We start from the raw sequence: 16,407 nt of genomic DNA on the forward strand, positions 1-16,407 counted from the left end.
CTCAGTTTAATGAGCTATCGGCGCGTAAGCGTTTTGCCATTAAATCTACAAATGTGCGAATCTTTGCGGAGGCATAACGGCCTTCGCGATGTATTATATGCACAGGCCATGCGTTTGGCTCGTATGTTTCTAGTAGTCTTACTAATTCTCCTGAGGCGAGCTTCTCGCTGACTTGATACGACAGTAATCGTGTAATTCCAAAACCTTCAAGTGCAGCTTCTAGCGCTGCATCATTAGTGTTAACTGTAAGTCTGGGTTTTATGCGTAAAGGTTTGCCATCTGTGGTGTTCAAATGCCAATCAATTGAGCCTGCAATAGCGCTGGATGCGATGATTGAGTGTTGTAATAGGTCGTCAGGTTTGTTTGGTAGTTCATGCTGCTGCAAGTACTCAGGCGAGGCGCATATAATACGCCGAACTGAACCGACTCTGAGTGCTCGCATGCTTGAGTCAGGCAGTTCTCCTATGCGTATACCTACATCCAATCCCTCTTCAAGTAAATTAACTACCCGATCAAGAAATACGGCCGATACTTCAGTGTTTGGATAGCGTTGTAAATAATCAACAATGCCGGGCGTGATAAATTGTCGGCCAAATAGAGCAGGGGCTGTTACGGCTAAGTGGCCCTGAGGTTCGGCGTTGATTCCGGCGGCTGCCTCATCTGCGGATGCAACTTCAGCCAATATGCGTCGTGCATCTTCAAGGTAGCGCTCTCCTGCGTCACTGGTGCGTACATAGCGTGTCGTGCGGTTGAGCAGCTTAACGCTTAAGTGCTCTTCCAGAGCTGTGACGGCGCGTGTAACCGCCGGTGGCGACATGCGTAACCGTCTTGCTGCCGCTGCAAAGCCCTGCTCTTCTGCAACAGCAACAAAAACATTCATTAGATGAAAGCGGTCCATAGCATTTCCTGATGTAGCTAGCTTTTATAATTCCAATAAGTGGAATTATAAATTGTTTTAGTCGGTGATTCTTATTCTAAGTGGAATTTAGCATAGTGTCATCACAGCAACGCAGTGGTGTTGTGAACTAAACACTTAATGAGATTTTCAGGAGAAGTAACATGAGCCGTATTAACGTCATCGATAACAACAATGCCAACGCAGAACAACAAGAGCTGCTTGATGCTATCCAATCACAATTAGGCATGGTGCCTAATTTTCTTAAAATCTTTGCTAACTCACCCTCTGCACTACGCGCTTTTTTGGGGTTGCACAGTATTGCCGGTGAAGGCAGCTTGGATGAGCAAACCCGTGAGCGTATAGCGTTAGCGCTTGCGCAGCAAAATGCTTGTCAGTATTGCGTTTCTGCCCATACGGCAATTGGTCGTAAAGCTGGATTATCTAATTCAGAGATTGAAGCTAACCGTGCAGGTTCAAGTGAAGATGTAAAAGCGGCGGCGGCTGTTAAATTTGCACGAGCATTAGCAGAGCACAGTGGAGATATTACAACAGCAGAATTGCTTGAGGTACGTGCTGCTGGTTATAGCGAATCTGATATTGTAGAAATTATTACGCATGTAGGAATGAACACACTAACCAATATTTTGGGTAAAGCGAGCCGTGTTGATATCGATTTTCCTAAAGTCGATCTACAGCTGGCTTCGTAAGTTTTGTACTGCTAACTAGAAAATAAACCCCGGAGGGTTCAAGTTATGGGACACAAATTTGCAGAGATCGCATTCACTGAATCTGTCCGGGATGTACAGCATCAGCTGGGTAGCCGCACAGGATATGCCAGCATGGATGAAGGAGAAGATTACAATAACTTGCTCAGCCAGCACGAAGCAGACTTTATCACTGCGCGTGATAGTTTTTACATGGCAAGTGTGAGCGAAACGGGTTGGCCTTATGTGCAGCATCGCGGTGGGCCGGCTGGTTTTATGAAGATTATTGATGCACAAACGATAGGCTTCGCTGATTTTAGTGGTAATCGACAGTACGTCAGTGTGGGTAACCTTCGTAAAGATGACCGCGTATCTTTGTTTCTTATGGACTATAAAAACCGTCGTCGTCTCAAAATTTTAGGACGCGTACGTTTGGTCGAGCTTGAAGAGACCGAGCTATTAGCAGCACTTGAGGTGAATGACTATCGAGCACGTGTAGAGCGTGGCTTTGTGATTCATATTGAGGCATTTGATTGGAACTGCCCACAGCATATTACGCCGCGATACACCGAAACTGAGGTGGAAGCGATGCTTGAGGCGAAGGATGCAGAAATAGCGGCACAGCAAGCTACAGAAACCATTGAACATGCAGCTCATAAGCAGGCGAGTGCTTTGTCAGTGTTTGGCCAAGGTGAGTTGTCGTTAGTGATATCGGGTGTGCGTCAGCTAACCCCACGTGTAAGAGCGTATGAACTGCGTACACTTGATGGATTAGAATTACCTAAAGTAGAAGCCGGCTCGCATTTACGTGTGCCAGTACGGCTGAAAAACGGAACGTTAACAGAGCGCCATTATTCTATCTGCTCTAACCCCGCGCGCCGCGATATCTATGAAATTGCCGTATTGAAAGAAGCGCAGGGTACGGGTGGCTCTGAGGGGGTACATGAATGCTTTGATATAGGCTTACAGCTGAATTGTGATCTTCCGCAAAATAACTTTTCACTGCATATTGATGCGCGTCCTGCTGTGTTAATTGCTGGTGGTATTGGCGTTACGCCCATTAAAGCGATGGCGCAGGCATTAAAGGCAAGAGGCACTGAGTTACAGTTTCATTATGCGGGGCGCAGTGAAGTGGAAATGGCTTTTAGTGATCGCTTAACAAGAGAGTTTACTAAGCGTCTAAACCTGTATCGCGCCACACATGCAGAACGTATGGATATTGCTCATCTGCTTAGTACTGCACCTAATGATGCCATTTTTTATGTGTGTGGCCCAAATCGCTTAATTGATGATGTCGTCAAGCAAGCAGAAGCATTACAGATAAACCCAGAACGCATAAGGTTTGAACGTTTTTCAGCCGCACCCGCAGCCAATGCTCAACCTATTGAGGTGGAGTTGCGTCGTTCAGGTGTGCAGATTCAGGTTGGTCGTGATCAGAGTATTCTTGATGCCATGCTAGATGCCGGTGTCGATGCGCCCTTTAGCTGTAAAGCAGGTATTTGTAAGTCGTGTGCTGTAACAGTGCTTGAAGGTGAGCCTGAGCACCGTGATGCAGTATTAACCCCTGCTGAGCAGCAAACCTTGATCTGCCCTTGTATATCGCGTGCAAAAGGTAAGCGCTTAGTGTTGGACATATAAGGTTGGATATATAAAAAGCACTTTATAAAAAAGCATCGGCCTGTTTTAGATTAGCTGATGCTTTTTGACAGTCTGCTTACTGTTCGACGTTCTAATATTGCTCGCTTAACGCGAGAGCAAACCCCGCTTTATAGTCGGGGTACAAAAACCGGTATCCAGACTCTTGTAAGCGTTGGCTATTACAACGTTTGCTACCGCCACGTCTAATTTCTACTGCTTGTGTTGTTTCTATTCCCAACTGTTCTGCTAGCCACACGGTAATCTCGCGTATTGGTGTTGGGTTTAGGTCGCTGGCCAAATAGAGAGTATCTACTGGTTTATTTTCATTAATGCGCTGGATTAGGTGAGCAAGCACACCGGCGCAGTCGTCTCGGTGAATTCGATTGCTGTAGTGAAAATCTTCTCGTGCAACGCTGCCGCCTTTTACACGGTCAATCAGATGATTTCTGCCCGGCCCATAAATACCGCTAAAGCGCACCACAGTGGCATTACCTTTTTCTAATACTGCAAGTTCTGCTTGTCGCATGATCTGCCCGGATACTTGCTCAGACTCGGTGGGCGATTGCTCGTCGATCCATTCATGCTGGTGTTGGCCATATACACTGGTGCTGGATGTAAAGAATAGATGCTTTGGCTGTTGCGGTAGCGCATCGTAGATATTGTTGAAGCCGTCTACATAGGCTTGCTGGTATGCATTTTCACTACGGCCTGTTGTTGCAGCGCAATAGATTAATATATCAACATCTGGCAAGTCTGATAGTGTATCTTTATCAGAGAGATCAGCAGAAATAGCGTGAATGCAGTCAGGAAGCTGGTTTATAGTACGCCGTAAACCGAAGACGTGATGGCCTTGTGTTGCTAGCGTAACACCCAATGCGCTTCCTACGTCGCCACAGCCAGCAATAAGGATACGCAGTTTAATCATGGGGTTAGTTCCTCTTAAAAAACTGCATCATAACAGAGGATATGAGCAATGACGCTCACAGAACTACGTTATATCGTCACTCTTGCTAAAGAGCAGCACTTTGGCCATGCCGCCGAAAAATGCTTTGTTAGTCAGCCTACTTTATCTATTGCAGTTAAGAAGTTGGAAGAAGAGCTAGGCGTTGCCTTATTTGAGAGAAGTAAGAACGCAGTACGGGTAACGGATGTCGGTAAAAGCGTGGTGGAACAGGCCGTAAAAGTGCTACAGCAGGCTGATGTGGTTAAAGATTTAGCGCAGGTAGGTAAAGATCAGTTGCGCTCTCCATTGCGTGTTGGTGCTATTTATACGATAGGGCCTTACCTGTTTCCCCATCTAGTACCGCAGGTGCAAGAGCTTGCGCCACATATGCCATTGTACATAGAAGAAAATTTTACGGCGCGCTTACGTGAAAAATTACGCAATGGTGAGTTGGATGCCATTATTATTGCTCTGCCTTTTGAAGAGCCGGATGTCGTCACACGTATGCTGTATGAAGAGCCTTTCGTGATGCTATTGCCTAAGCAGCACCCTTGGTGTGAGCAAAAGACCATTGATGCGACCAACTTAGCCAATACTGAGTTGTTGCTCTTGGGTGAAGGGCATTGTTTCCGGGATCAGGTGTTGGAGTCTTGCCCTACACTGCAGCAGGCGATTCAGAATCAGCACGGTGTCACTGAAGGCAGTTCTCTAGAAACTATTCGGATGATGGTAGCGAGTGGTTTAGGTTCTAGTGTGTTGCCAATGTCAGCTACTAATGGTTATTACCAGTCGGATATGGTGGTCACTAAGCCCTTTAAAACACCACAGCCAACCCGTGGTGTTGCCGTGGCATGGCGAGCTAGCTTTCCTCGTTCTAAAGCGATTGATGTATTGGTGAATGCAGTGAGCCATTGCCAAGTAAATATTCCTATCGAGACGGCGTCATAACGTGAGTGTTTCATCGAGTTATGGTGTGGGCTCACCCGCTGTTACGGCGTTAAAAGGCGTAGGTGCTGCCTTGTCTTTGAAGCTTGAGCGGTTGGGTATCAGTACGATTCAGGATTTGTTGTTTCATCTGCCAACCCGTTACCAAGACCGCACCCGTATTGTTCCGATTGGCTCACTGCGCCCAGGCGATGAGTGCGTTATTCAGGGAACGATTCTGGCTTGTGATATCCAAATGGGGCGCCGACGCAGCCTGTTGTGCCGAATACAAGATGGCACTGGCACATTAACGCTACGTTTTTTTCATTTTTCGGCGTCGCAAAAAAATGCCTTGGCTGTGGGTAGTGAGTTACGTTGTTTTAGTGAGGTGCGCCCAGGCCCTGCTGGACTAGAGATGGTTCACCCTGAATACCGCGCCAGCACCGCTGATGGCTTAACACCAGTTGAAGAGAGTCTTACTCCTATTTACCCAATGACCGAAGGGTTGCAGCAAGCAAGAGTACGTAGCTTGGTGCAGCAGTCACTTGCATGGCTAGAAACGGGTAGTGTGTCTGAGCTATTGCCTGAATCAGTCCGGCGGAAATGGCGCTTGCCTGAGCTAAAAGACTCGCTGATCTATTTGCACGCGCCACCAGTTGATGCCGACCAGCACTTGTTGTTAGAAGGGCTGCACCCCGCACAGCGTCGTTTAGCTTTTGAGGAGCTGCTAGCTCACCATCTAACGCTATTGCAGCTACGTCATAAGGTGCAGGAGCATGGCGCGCCCGTGCTGCCGCCTTCGCAGCATCTGACAGAGCCTTTTTTAGCGCAGTTGCCTTTTAGTTTAACCAATGCGCAGCAGCGCGTTAGCCAAGAGGTCTCAGCTGATCTTGAGAAAAGCATCCCTATGCTGCGCTTAGTACAGGGTGATGTGGGCTCGGGCAAAACCATGGTGGCAGCGCTGGCGGCCTTGCAAGCGGTAGAGAATGGTTTACAAGCAGCCATTATGGCCCCCACAGAGATTTTAGCAGAACAGCACTTTATTAATTTTTCCCAATGGATGGAACCGCTAGGCATCAAGCTCGCTTGGCTAGCCGGTAAGGTAAAAGGTAAACAACGTGTTACGCAGCTGGCGGCCATTGCTGACGGTTCAGCACAAATTGTGATTGGTACTCATGCGTTGTATCAAGAAGAGGTACGGTTTTATAACCTTGGCTTGGCGGTTATTGATGAGCAGCATCGCTTTGGTGTGCATCAGCGCTTGAGCTTGCGGGAAAAGGGTCGGGACGGGAAGCGTAGCCCGCATCAATTGATCATGACGGCTACGCCTATCCCACGTACATTAACCATGAGTGCTTATGCTGACTTAGATTGTTCGATTATTGACGAGTTGCCTCCAGGCAGAACGCCAGTCAATACCGTGGTGATTGCTGATTCTCGTCGTGATCAGGTGGTAGATCGTGTACGAGCGGCGTGCTCAGAAGGCCGCCAAGTGTATTGGGTTTGTACACTCATAGAAGAGTCTGAAGCGCTACAGTGTCAAGCTGCTGAAGTTGCAGAGGCTATGCTGCAAGAGTTGTTGCCTGAGTTGCGTATTGCGCTGGTACATGGGCGTATGAAGGCGAAAGAAAAATCTGATGTGATGCAGCGCTTTAAAGCGGCTGAACTAGATTTGCTGGTGGCCACCACAGTGATTGAAGTAGGCGTGGATGTACCTAACGCCAGCGTTATGATTATTGAAAACCCCGAGCGTTTAGGGTTGTCGCAGTTACATCAGCTACGTGGGCGAGTAGGGCGTGGCTCAGTCGAAAGCTTTTGCGTTCTGATGTACCATGCGCCGCTTTCTAAACAAGGGCGTGAGCGCTTGGCAGTGATGCGAGAAACGACAGATGGGTTTCGTATTGCTGAAAAAGATTTGGAGCTACGTGGCCCGGGAGAAATTCTAGGGACTCGTCAAACGGGTATGATGCAGTTCCGTATTGCAGATTTGCAGCGTGACTCTGATTTACTGGGTCGTGTGCAGCAGGTTGCCACGCAGCTAGCTGATCAGCCTGCAGTGATGGAGGCCGTGGTGCGCCGCTGGCTGGGGCATCATGATGAATATGGGCATGTGTAGACTCTTTCAGCGAGACTTACTTAGTACTAGTATAAATTATTCAATAGAGCAGTAAATGAGGTTTATGTGAGCGTATCAGAACAACAGTTGGCCATAATAGCTGAGCAAATTGGTCGTGAGCCTAAAGGGTTAGTCGGCGTAACCGTCGCTACTGCAACAGGGGTTCCGTTGGTGCTGCAGATGCGCTCGTTAGTGGGTAATGTACCTTTTCCAACGCTTTATTGGTTGTCTTCCAAAGAGTTGTGCAAAGCGATTGGGCGTATAGAAGGTAAGGGCTGGGTTAAAGAGATAGAAAGCCGTTTGCAAGAAGATGATGAGCTTAAAGAAGCCTTTTTACAGAACCAAAAAGCTTATGTGGCGCGTCGTTGGGAGCTAATGTTGCCGCAGGATAAGCAACGTATTGAAGAGCTTGGTTTTACACAAATGTTTGAGCGCTATGGTATTGGCGGTATTTCTCAATGGGACAAAGTGCGTTGTTTACATATGCAGTATGCGCATCATTTGGCTGACGGGAATGTGATAGGTGCTTTGATGGATCAGGAGTTCGAGCTTAATAAGCGGAATTATTTGTTATGACAGGCGGCAGTGGTTTTTGCAGCGTGTGATGTAACCTGATAACTGCTAAAGCACTTATTGTGGATAAGTGCTTTAGCAAATACTAGCTCTTGTTTAGTTTACGCTGACTCTTCTGCGTCAAGTATGCGCTCTTGTCGTTCTTGCTCTTCTAGCCATGCTGCTTTGATCTCTTGTAAGACTGTATCCACATCGGCAGCTTGATCACTTTCAACAAATTGGCCTGTTAACTCTGCGTCTGGCGTTAGGTCACCATTTTCAAATAGCGCCCAAATCTCTTTGGCGTAGCGAGTTTCCATCAGTTCAGGTGCGTACTGGGCATAATAAGTTGTCATGTTATTCACATCACGCGCCAGCATTTTCTGGGCATTATTATTGGCTGCCGCATCGACTGCTTGTGGAAGGTCAATAATGACTGGGCCGTATGAATCTACCAGTACATTAAATTCTGATAGATCCCCATGTACTAACCCTGCGCACAGCATCAATGAGACGTAATGCATCACGACAAGGTGATCTTCGCGGGCCTGTTCAGGCGTTAGTGCAATATCATTCAGGCGTGGGGCTACGTGGCCATCGTTATCTGTGACCAGCTCCATTAACAAGACGCCATCAAAACAACCATAAGGCTGAGGTACGCGTACACCCGCATCGGCGAGACGATAGAGTGCATCTACCTCAGCGTTCTGCCAGGTTTCTTCTTGTTGGTGGCGGCCGAATTTAGAGCCTTTTTCCATCGCGCGAGCGCGGCGGCTATTGCGTACTTTGCGGCCTTCTTGGTACTGAGCTGCTTGTTTAAAGCCGCGTTTGTTCGCTTCTTTGTATATTTTAGCGCAACGAACTTCGTCGCCGCAGCGAACGACAAAAACATCTGCTTCTTTACCACTCATCAGCGGGCGCAGGACTTCGTCTATTAAGCCGTCTTCTATTAGGGGCTGTAATCGTTTTGGAGCTTTCATGGCACCCTTGTAACTTATACTTTCATGGTATGATTTGTGTCAGATAACACTGCCAGTTAAAACTATAGCTGCTTTTTAATACAAAACCGCTTTGGCACTGTGCGTTATGCTTTAATTAACTCTGTCGAAAAGTAAAACAGTTGGAAAAAATTGTGAGCACCCTTCCAGAAAAACGTCTCAATAAATATATCAGCGAGTCAGGTTTTTGTTCCCGACGCGAAGCCGATAAGCTAATTGAGCAAAAGCGAGTCACGATCAACGGTAAACAACCCGAACTTGGTACGAAAGTGACGCCTTCGGATACTGTCTTCGTTGATGGAAAACGAATTAATGCCAGCGCGGAAAATAAATCCGATCGTATCTATATAGCTTACCATAAGCCGATAGGTATTACGTGCACCACAGAGCGTCACGTTAAAGGTAATATTATCGATGCAATTGGGCATAAGCAGCGTATTTTCCCTATTGGGCGCTTGGATAAGCCCTCTGAAGGTTTAATTTTCCTTACCAGTGATGGTGATATCGTCAATAAAATTTTGCGTGCAGAAAATGCTCACGATAAAGAATATGTCGTCACGGTAGATAAGCCATTAAGTGAGCGTTTTGTTGATCGAATGTCACGTGGCGTACCTATTCTGGATACAGTCACTAAACCTTGCCAAGTGACAATTCAGAGCCGTTTCGTGTTCAAAATAATATTAACTCAAGGGCTTAATCGACAAATTCGCCGTATGTGTGAGTATTTGGGTTATGACGTTAAGAAGCTAAAGCGTACACGTATTATGAATGTTCACTTGGCAGGACTAAAGCCTGGGCAATGGCGTGATTTAACACGTGATGAAATGGCAGAAATTAACGCGGCTGTAGTTACGTCTAATAAGACAGCAGTGGATAGCTCTAAACCGCAAGCGAAAGTAAATCACGTGTCAAGTAATACGCGAGCTCGTGTGTCGAAAGAACGTAAAAAACACCGCTCGTAACGCATGGTTTGTAATTGATGCGGTGTTTTTTAGGCAATAAAAAAGCAGACAATTGTCTGCTTTTTAGTGTGCTCAATTTGAGAGTCGATTAGCTGGTCAGCAGAGTGTATTTGTCCATCAGCTGATCTTCAGTTTCAACGTGATCCGGATCTTTCGGAATGCAGTCTACAGGACATACTTCAACACATTGTGGCGTGTCGTAGTGGCCTACACACTCGGTGCATTTGTTATGATCGATCTCATAAATTTCTTCACCCGGAGCAATAGCTTCATTTGGGCATTCTGGTTCGCATACATCGCAGTTGATGCACTCGTCGGTAATAATTAATGCCATTTTGGCTACCTCTCTTGCTAAGAAGATTTTTTGCAGTCTTTTCTTACTGCAAGATGGTTCTTTAACGCTTTATTGACAGCAGGGTGTACAAATTTGCTCACATCGCCGTTTAGTAGTGCAATTTCCCTTATCAGCGTAGAAGAAATAAAGGAAAGGTGCTCCGCAGGTGTTAGAAAGAGACTTTCTGCCTGAGGGGCTAGCTGTCGATTCATATTCGCCAGCTGAAATTCGTATTCAAAGTCAGATACAGCGCGCAGGCCACGCAAAATGATATTAGCATTTTGTTGTGCTACGAAGTCTGCCAATAGGCAGTCAAAACCAACCACTTCTACATTATCAAGATGCGCAAAAACCTCTTTTGCAAGGGAGGTGCGCGTCTCTAATGGGAATAAAGGTTTCTTTGTCTGACTTGTTGCAACAGCCACAATTACTTTGTCAAACAAGCGAGAAGCACGTTGGACAAGGTCGGAATGACCATTTGTGATAGGATCAAATGTTCCCGGATAAATGGCAATGTTCATTGTCGATTCACTCTAACCCTGTTTTGCTGTACTTATTGCCACTATTACAAGTGCGGCATATTATCGGAATTGCCGCAGTGGTACAAATATAATAATGGAATGTGTACATCATTATTGGTTATAAAAAATAAATTTTATATTTCAAATTAGAATATACAGGTGCAAAAACAGGTGTCAATTATGCTTTCTAAGGTTAGAGCGGGTCTTATAAGAACCTCTTCGGCCCTCATGTGTTTGGTGTTACTCAGTGGTTGTGAGGCGTTACAAAGCGTAGACAGAGGGTTGTATAACGCTGCAGAGGCGGTTAGTAAGCGAGACAGAGTCACCGGTCAGCGTACATTAAGTATGGCAGGCAGGGGGCAACAGATAGCTCAAGGTAACGCTGCCGTTGAACAGATAATTGCTCAGCAAAAGAAAGCGGGCAAAAAAATTAACGCTGCATTAGACCGCAGGGCCTATCAGCGTTTGGTGAGAATTTTTGATCGTATTCATCGCGTCAGCCATTTAGCCAATGAACGTTGGTTACCTATCTTGATTGATAATCCTTCATTTAATGCTTTTACCACCGGCGGTACTTACATTGTGGTGCATAGTGGTTTGATGAAAGATCTCAAAAGTGATGCTGAATTAGCGGCTGTTTTAGGCCATGAGGTGGCGCATACTGTGGCTAATCATGTTTTTGAGCGACAAACACATCAGACAGCGGCTTTGATTGCTGGATCAAAGGCGGCAAGAAAAGGTGGCTATCAGGCTGCGTTTACTCATGAAAGTGAAATTGAAGCGGACAAAATAGGGATCCTTTATGCTGCGCTGGCGGGGTTTGATCCGTACGCGGCTAGCCGCATTTGGGAGCGCCAGTATAAGAAAGAGGGAAGTGCGCGCGGCCTGTTCTTTCATGATCACCCAGTTAACCCTGAACGTGCGGTATTGACGCGTAATGTCGCTAAGAAAGTGAAGCCGTATTATCGTAAGGGTCGGCAAAACCCACAATCTGCGGCGTTACTAAACAACAATGTCTTATGGCGCAAAAGTGTTGCTTCAGCGCCAGCAGGTAATGGTGCGGGCTTGTCTGCTATTTTGGGGACAGCATTGGGTGCTTACGTACAACATCAAGGTACCAAGCAAGAGGCCAATCGCCAGGCGCAGCAGATCCGAGTGATGCAGGCGTTGGATAAAAAAGTCGTTGTTTTGGGCGAAAAAGTGATTGATCAAAACTCTTGGCAGGTCGTATGGCAGAATCGAAATAACGTCAGTATGAAAAATATTGTTATGGGAGTGCTCATTAAAAATTCTAAGGGGAAGGTTAAACGTTACGTTGCACATGTAAAAGGTAGTGTTCGCCCCGGTGCGCGCTTTGCAGCCCAGTTTGATTTGCCAGACCTGACGGTTGCTCAGTTAAAGAGAATGCAAATCAAATACTATCTGGATGATGCGATACCTTATAGGTAGCACTTATAATCTGTTGAAGGAATGTTAATGTTGGCGGGATGCGTTAGACTGGAGGGCGATAGCTTATATAGCCAAAGGAGATTTTAGTGGCACGCCGCACTCGAGAAGAAGCTGAACAAACCCGCCAAGCATTGTTGCACATGGCTTTGGAGCAGTATGCGTTACATGGCATACATAATGTAAGTTTAAAAGCGATTGCTGCTGAAGCAGGCGTTACGCATGGTGCATTGTATTGGCACTTTAAAAATCGTGATGATTTGATTCTTGCGTTATGTGAGTCGGTGACCTTGCCATTTGAGCAATATTATTTGGAGCAACTACAAGCGATTGACCAAGATGCGTTAAAGGCTTTGAAAGCTTTTTTGATAGAAACAACCTGCCATATAGCTTCACGTAAAAGGTCTTTACAGACTTTTTCGCTGTTTTATGCGCGGCGCAAAGAACTGCCGTTTCATATTGCTTTGCAAGATGCGCTCGCTGATGAATGGGATGTTTGGGTCAGCTATATCAATCGTTTTCTTAAGCAAGCACGTAAGCAAAAGCAGATAGCTAAAAAGACAAAGCAGCAGTGCATTGCAGAAGCAATGTTGAGCCAAGTATTTGGTGTGCTAGCTGTAGCTGAATATATGCCTGAACCGGTAGTTTTCAGAGAGATGGCCAGCACCACGATTAATAATGCTATTCGTGGGCTGGATGCTACTCGCTGTAACTAAGCATGTTTAGTGCTTTATGAGGGCTCTTTATAGAATAAGCGGTAGGTGACTTGGCCTGCTGTTTTGCTGCGATTTTCTTTCCAGCTATCAGGAACAAGTAGCTGGCTCAATTCTGACTCAGCTTCGATGTAAATAACAGCGTGATCGGAAAGCAAATTACGCTTCTCCAAGAGTTCACAAATCACAGGAACCATCTCTTTTCTAAAAGGCGGATCTAGAAACACCAAATCATAGCGTGGCTCTGTATCTGTTTGTCTTGCTTCTAGCCAGTTAATCGCCGAGGAGGTTATGACTTCTCCATTTTGGCATTTTAGCGTCTGTAGGTTGTCTTTTAGCTGATAGGTTGCAGCGGGCGAGTTGTCTATAAAGGTGACAGAGCTAGCACCACGTGACAGCGCTTCTAAACCTAAAGCACCGCTACCAGCAAACAGATCTAAGCAGCGTGCTCCCGGTGTAATGTTTTGCAGCCAATTAAATAATGTTTCTCTGACTCTGTCGGGTGTAGGGCGTAAATTCTCTACGTTTGGAAAAGGCACTTTGCGGCTGCGCCATTCCCCACCAATGATACGTAACATCTGTCGGGGTTCTTGGTTACTGCTATTTTGTCGAGGTGGGTTTCTACGAGGCATCGGATAGTCTACGGCGGTGTAATTCGAACAATGATAGTGCGCAGAGGGTCAAACAGTTGTTCTATATTTGTTTGTATCTGGGCATCGGATATGTTGTTAAGCGTATCACGAAACTCATCCTCGGACTGAAGTTTCTCTCGGTAAAAAAGACTATTGCTTAGCTGCTCAACACGCCCGAGGGGTGTGGAAAGCTGCTCACGATATTTTTGAACTAAAGAGGTTTTTATCTGTTCAAGTTGTTCGCTATTAAAGTTTTCTAACAGATATGTTTGTAAATTACTGCTTAGCGTCTTTTTTAATGTTCTATCGCGCATCAGTGATAAGGCGGAATAGCCGATAGGGGATGCTGGTTTGAGCAGTAGACGGTAAGTACTGCTGCTGTTCTCTATCAATGGTTGGATTGCATGATTTACGTAATGAAACGTTAGCGTGCGACTCGTTTCATCAGTATTAGCGCTGATAGGCTGGCCGGTTAGGTATAAATGTTGGGAACTACGATGTTGTAAATTGATACGGATAGGCGTCTTTTGGGTGCCAGTCTGCTCTATCGTGTCTAATACATCAGACTGAGAGTAGCGCGCTTCAAACTGTTGCAGTATTGGGTCCATTAAAGATGGTTGCTCTTCTTTCAAGACGAGCAATACGGTTGGTCGTTGTGTGAACAAATTGAAGATGCTACTTGGCTCTATATATCCTGAAAGAAAAGCCGGAAGTTGTGCTTTTAGATTGCTTAAGGCTAGTTCTTCAATATTGTTTAATGCGAGATATCGCTCTGCTGTAGATCGTTTTAATGCGGTAGGGTAATACTGGTTAACAGAGAATGTTAAGTCACTGAGTAAATTTTCCAAATTGAATGTTGATAGCTTATCGTGTGGTTGGGGTATCGATAAAGTCAGTGTGACTCGGTCATCTTGCCACTGAAGAGATAAGTTGCTTTGCTTTGTAGCAGCTTTCGTTAAAGCGGACTGCAATGCAAGGCGTTGTTGAGTTTGATTTTCAGTGTAAGCCGGTATGACGGGGTAAGTTAAACGCAGCTGTTGATCCATCTCTTTTTCGATAGTGAGATAGATCCAATCATCTGCGAGTTCGGTGACGGGCAGTGTTGTTGTGTTTTGGTTGCTGGCCGTGAGTACCACGATAACAATGGCGACAATCCACGATAAAATCTTTAGATAGGTACGGTTAAATAGTGATTGGTTCGGTTGATCCATAATTTTCCCGTAGATGAAGCAGTTATGCGTAAAATACCACTATAATAAGTTACTCGGCATTATTAAGGATAGACCAACAGCATCATGATTCAGTTTGAACATGTCAGTAAGCATTACGATGAAGGCTATGATGCCCTCAAAGATGTGAGTTTTACATTGAATACCGGTGAGCTGGCATTTTTAACAGGGCATTCAGGTGCCGGGAAAAGTACCCTGCTTAAATTAGTGATGCTTATGGAGCAACCGACGGCTGGGCACATTCAAGTAGGTGATCAAGTGCTTGGTAAATTGAGTCGCCATGATATCCCTTTCTTGCGTCGCTCTATTGGCGTGGTTTTTCAAAATCACCAGCTGTTATTTGATCGAAGTGTATTTGAAAATGTTGCTTTGCCGTTGCAAATTTGTGGCTATTCTCCTGCGGATGCAGCGCGACGTGTACGTGCTGCACTAGATAAAGTTGGCTTGCTTAATCGAGAAAAAATGAACCCTAGAGCATTATCAAGTGGTGAGCAGCAGCGGGTGGGTATTGCCAGAGCTATTGTGCATAAACCAAAGGTACTGTTGGCCGATGAGCCTACCGGTAACCTTGATCCACAGCTATCAGAAGAAATTATGCGCTTGTTCGAGCAGTTTAATCGCGTAGGGACTACCGTTTTGATTGCCAGTCATGACTTGTCACTGATCAGGAGTATGCGTCACCGGATGCTGACATTGAAATCCGGGAGGCTGATCGCAGATGGATAAAAAGCGAGGCGCTGAACGTGTTCAGCCGTCAAGAACGACAACAGTAACGCCACAACCAACGAGTAAGCGTGGTGCAGAACAGCATAAGGTTGATCTTAAAGGCCATAGTGAAAGCTGGATGCGTAATCATATGGCCGTAGGTAAAAATGCTTTAACGAAGCTGCTAGGCACGCCTATCGCCACGGTTATGACGGTTGCGGTGCTGGCCATTGCTCTAACGTTACCAGGCTTTTTATTTACAGTGTTATCTAACGTGCAGAACCTTACGCAAGGTTGGGAAGGTGAAGCGCGTTTGTCCTTGTACTTGGAAACCTCGTTAACTGACGAAGATGCCGATCGCTTTAGCCGAACTTTGTTGTTACGAGATGATATAGCCGCTATTGATTTTATTAGTCGCTCACAAGGCATGTTGGAGTTTAAAAAGTACTCTGGTTTTGGCGATATATTAGACGCCATGAATGATAACCCGTTACCTGCCGTGGTGGTCTTATTGCCCAAATCACGTTTGGTTGCTGATTTGGGGATCATGCGTGCGGGCTTACAAGCATTGCCTGAGGTTAATGAGGCGGTATTGGATTTAGAGTGGTTGCAACGTTTAGATGCAATGTTGGCCGTTGCCAAGCGCGCTGTCTTTGTTTTAGGTGTGTTACTTGGGCTGGCTGTGCTGCTGGTGATTGGTAATACCATAAAAATGGAGATAGAGAGCCGTCGAGACGAAATTGTAGTCAGTAAGTTGGTCGGAGCTACAGATGCATGGGTGCGACGTCCATTTCTTTATACGGGTGTATGGTATGGTTTGTTAGGTGCGCTTTGTGCATGGTTAATCGTGCAAGTGGCTTGGCTAATGTTAGAGACACCCGCTCAAGAATTAGCGCAGCTGTATCGTAGCCAGTTTCAATTGAGCGGATTAGGTTTTTCGGGGTCTGCGCTCTTGCTATTTATGAGTGTTTTACTAGGCTGGTTGGGCGCATGGATAGCCGTTCGCCGTCATCTGCGTGAAATAGAACCGAGCTAAAGTGATTTTGTGAACACACTGGTGCATTTTTGTACCTTGTTATTTAAGGGCCGGGG

General features: G+C 46.0%; 17 protein-coding genes. 10 read left to right on the top strand and 7 right to left on the bottom strand.

Annotation, left to right across the window (positions count from 1 at the left end; translation table 11 throughout):
• Position 1 precedes the first annotated feature (1 nt).
• Entirely contained in the window at positions 2-898 is an 897-nt protein-coding gene (locus G511_RS0103950; protein ID WP_028468481.1) for a LysR family transcriptional regulator, read from the bottom strand.
• A gap of 161 nt (positions 899-1,059) precedes the next feature.
• Here G511_RS0103950 and G511_RS0103955 point away from each other — a divergent pair, with 161 nt between their 5' ends.
• Together G511_RS0103955 and G511_RS0103960 are read left to right on the top strand one after the other, a co-directional pair.
• Positions 1,060-1,605 (top strand): carboxymuconolactone decarboxylase family protein, encoded by a 546-nt coding sequence (locus tag G511_RS0103955; protein ID WP_028468482.1) that lies wholly within the window; start codon positions 1,060-1,062, stop codon positions 1,603-1,605.
• A 45-nt stretch (positions 1,606-1,650) separates the two neighbouring features.
• Complete coding sequence (locus G511_RS0103960) at positions 1,651-3,240, top strand: 2Fe-2S iron-sulfur cluster-binding protein (protein WP_028468483.1); 1,590 nt, start codon at positions 1,651-1,653, stop codon at positions 3,238-3,240.
• A 91-nt stretch (positions 3,241-3,331) separates the two neighbouring features.
• Here G511_RS0103960 and G511_RS0103965 read toward each other — a convergent pair whose 3' ends face one another.
• Positions 3,332-4,165, bottom strand: a complete 834-nt coding sequence (locus tag G511_RS0103965; protein WP_028468484.1) for an SDR family oxidoreductase — start codon at positions 4,163-4,165, stop codon at positions 3,332-3,334.
• A 48-nt stretch (positions 4,166-4,213) separates the two neighbouring features.
• On the opposite strand from G511_RS0103965, the gene G511_RS0103970 reads away from it, so the two are divergent.
• From G511_RS0103970 to G511_RS0103980, 3 genes are all read left to right on the top strand, one after another.
• Positions 4,214-5,131, top strand: coding sequence for a hydrogen peroxide-inducible genes activator (locus tag G511_RS0103970; RefSeq protein ID WP_028468485.1), 918 nt, complete (start codon positions 4,214-4,216; stop codon positions 5,129-5,131).
• 1 nt (position 5,132) lies between these two features.
• On the top strand, positions 5,133-7,223 hold the full coding sequence (gene recG, locus G511_RS0103975; protein ID WP_245573810.1) for an ATP-dependent DNA helicase RecG: 2,091 nt from the start codon (positions 5,133-5,135) through the stop codon (positions 7,221-7,223).
• Positions 7,224-7,289: 66 nt separating this feature from the next.
• Positions 7,290-7,799 (top strand): DUF501 domain-containing protein, encoded by a 510-nt coding sequence (locus G511_RS0103980; protein ID WP_028468487.1) that lies wholly within the window; start codon positions 7,290-7,292, stop codon positions 7,797-7,799.
• Positions 7,800-7,897: 98 nt separating this feature from the next.
• Here G511_RS0103980 and G511_RS0103985 read toward each other — a convergent pair whose 3' ends face one another.
• Positions 7,898-8,755: a PA4780 family RIO1-like protein kinase gene (locus G511_RS0103985; protein WP_028468488.1), complete on the bottom strand. Its 858-nt coding sequence runs from the start codon at positions 8,753-8,755 to the stop codon at positions 7,898-7,900.
• 152 nt (positions 8,756-8,907) lie between these two features.
• Here G511_RS0103985 and rluF point away from each other — a divergent pair, with 152 nt between their 5' ends.
• Entirely contained in the window at positions 8,908-9,735 is an 828-nt protein-coding gene (gene rluF / locus G511_RS21715) for a 23S rRNA pseudouridine(2604) synthase RluF (protein ID WP_051221521.1), read from the top strand.
• An 88-nt stretch (positions 9,736-9,823) separates the two neighbouring features.
• Here the strand turns inward: rluF and G511_RS0103995 are convergent, their stop codons facing one another.
• Both G511_RS0103995 and coaD read right to left on the bottom strand, forming a co-directional pair.
• Entirely contained in the window at positions 9,824-10,069 is a 246-nt protein-coding gene (locus tag G511_RS0103995) for a YfhL family 4Fe-4S dicluster ferredoxin (protein ID WP_028468489.1), read from the bottom strand.
• Positions 10,070-10,086: 17 nt separating this feature from the next.
• Positions 10,087-10,590: a pantetheine-phosphate adenylyltransferase gene (gene coaD, locus G511_RS0104000; protein ID WP_028468490.1), complete on the bottom strand. Its 504-nt coding sequence runs from the start codon at positions 10,588-10,590 to the stop codon at positions 10,087-10,089.
• A gap of 180 nt (positions 10,591-10,770) precedes the next feature.
• Here coaD and G511_RS0104005 point away from each other — a divergent pair, with 180 nt between their 5' ends.
• Together G511_RS0104005 and G511_RS23740 are read left to right on the top strand one after the other, a co-directional pair.
• Positions 10,771-12,039 carry a M48 family metallopeptidase gene (locus tag G511_RS0104005; protein ID WP_028468491.1) on the top strand — a complete coding sequence of 423 codons (1,269 nt, stop codon included), beginning with the start codon at positions 10,771-10,773 and terminating at the stop codon, positions 12,037-12,039.
• Positions 12,040-12,125: 86 nt separating this feature from the next.
• Entirely contained in the window at positions 12,126-12,752 is a 627-nt protein-coding gene (locus G511_RS23740; RefSeq protein ID WP_051221523.1) for a TetR family transcriptional regulator, read from the top strand.
• 14 nt (positions 12,753-12,766) lie between these two features.
• Here the strand turns inward: G511_RS23740 and rsmD are convergent, their stop codons facing one another.
• Positions 12,767-13,381, bottom strand: a complete 615-nt coding sequence (rsmD, locus tag G511_RS0104015) for a 16S rRNA (guanine(966)-N(2))-methyltransferase RsmD (protein WP_028468492.1) — start codon at positions 13,379-13,381, stop codon at positions 12,767-12,769.
• Between the two features lie 8 nt (positions 13,382-13,389).
• Positions 13,390-14,592, bottom strand: coding sequence for a hypothetical protein (locus tag G511_RS0104020; RefSeq protein WP_028468493.1), 1,203 nt, complete (start codon positions 14,590-14,592; stop codon positions 13,390-13,392).
• Between the two features lie 84 nt (positions 14,593-14,676).
• On the opposite strand from G511_RS0104020, the gene ftsE reads away from it, so the two are divergent.
• Positions 14,677-15,336: a cell division ATP-binding protein FtsE gene (gene ftsE, locus G511_RS0104025; RefSeq protein ID WP_028468494.1), complete on the top strand. Its 660-nt coding sequence runs from the start codon at positions 14,677-14,679 to the stop codon at positions 15,334-15,336.
• Positions 15,329-16,351, top strand: a complete 1,023-nt coding sequence (gene ftsX, locus G511_RS0104030) for a permease-like cell division protein FtsX (protein ID WP_028468495.1) — start codon at positions 15,329-15,331, stop codon at positions 16,349-16,351. Before ftsE ends, ftsX begins: the two co-directional genes overlap by 8 nt.
• The last annotated feature ends 56 nt before the right edge of the window (positions 16,352-16,407 follow it).

Origin of the sequence: Neptunomonas japonica DSM 18939, assembly GCF_000422765.1 — a bacterium.
GTDB lineage: Bacteria > Pseudomonadota > Gammaproteobacteria > Pseudomonadales > Balneatricaceae > Neptunomonas > Neptunomonas japonica.

What these genes read in the sequence shown, in the direction of transcription:
- G511_RS0103950 (WP_028468481.1), bottom strand. Translation starts at nt 898, where the DNA reads ATGGACCGCTTTCATCTAATGAATGTTTTTGTTGCTGTTGCAGAAGAG.
- G511_RS0103955 (WP_028468482.1), top strand. Translation starts at nt 1,060, where the DNA reads ATGAGCCGTATTAACGTCATCGATAACAACAATGCCAACGCAGAACAA.
- G511_RS0103960 (WP_028468483.1), top strand. Translation starts at nt 1,651, where the DNA reads ATGGGACACAAATTTGCAGAGATCGCATTCACTGAATCTGTCCGGGAT.
- G511_RS0103965 (WP_028468484.1), bottom strand. Translation starts at nt 4,165, where the DNA reads ATGATTAAACTGCGTATCCTTATTGCTGGCTGTGGCGACGTAGGAAGC.
- G511_RS0103970 (WP_028468485.1), top strand. Translation starts at nt 4,214, where the DNA reads ATGACGCTCACAGAACTACGTTATATCGTCACTCTTGCTAAAGAGCAG.
- G511_RS0103985 (WP_028468488.1), bottom strand. Translation starts at nt 8,755, where the DNA reads ATGAAAGCTCCAAAACGATTACAGCCCCTAATAGAAGACGGCTTAATA.
- G511_RS0103995 (WP_028468489.1), bottom strand. Translation starts at nt 10,069, where the DNA reads ATGGCATTAATTATTACCGACGAGTGCATCAACTGCGATGTATGCGAA.
- coaD (WP_028468490.1), bottom strand. Translation starts at nt 10,590, where the DNA reads ATGAACATTGCCATTTATCCGGGAACATTTGATCCTATCACAAATGGT.
- G511_RS0104005 (WP_028468491.1), top strand. Translation starts at nt 10,771, where the DNA reads ATGCTTTCTAAGGTTAGAGCGGGTCTTATAAGAACCTCTTCGGCCCTC.
- rsmD (WP_028468492.1), bottom strand. Translation starts at nt 13,381, where the DNA reads ATGCCTCGTAGAAACCCACCTCGACAAAATAGCAGTAACCAAGAACCC.
- G511_RS0104020 (WP_028468493.1), bottom strand. Translation starts at nt 14,592, where the DNA reads ATGGATCAACCGAACCAATCACTATTTAACCGTACCTATCTAAAGATT.
- ftsE (WP_028468494.1), top strand. Translation starts at nt 14,677, where the DNA reads ATGATTCAGTTTGAACATGTCAGTAAGCATTACGATGAAGGCTATGAT.
- ftsX (WP_028468495.1), top strand. Translation starts at nt 15,329, where the DNA reads ATGGATAAAAAGCGAGGCGCTGAACGTGTTCAGCCGTCAAGAACGACA.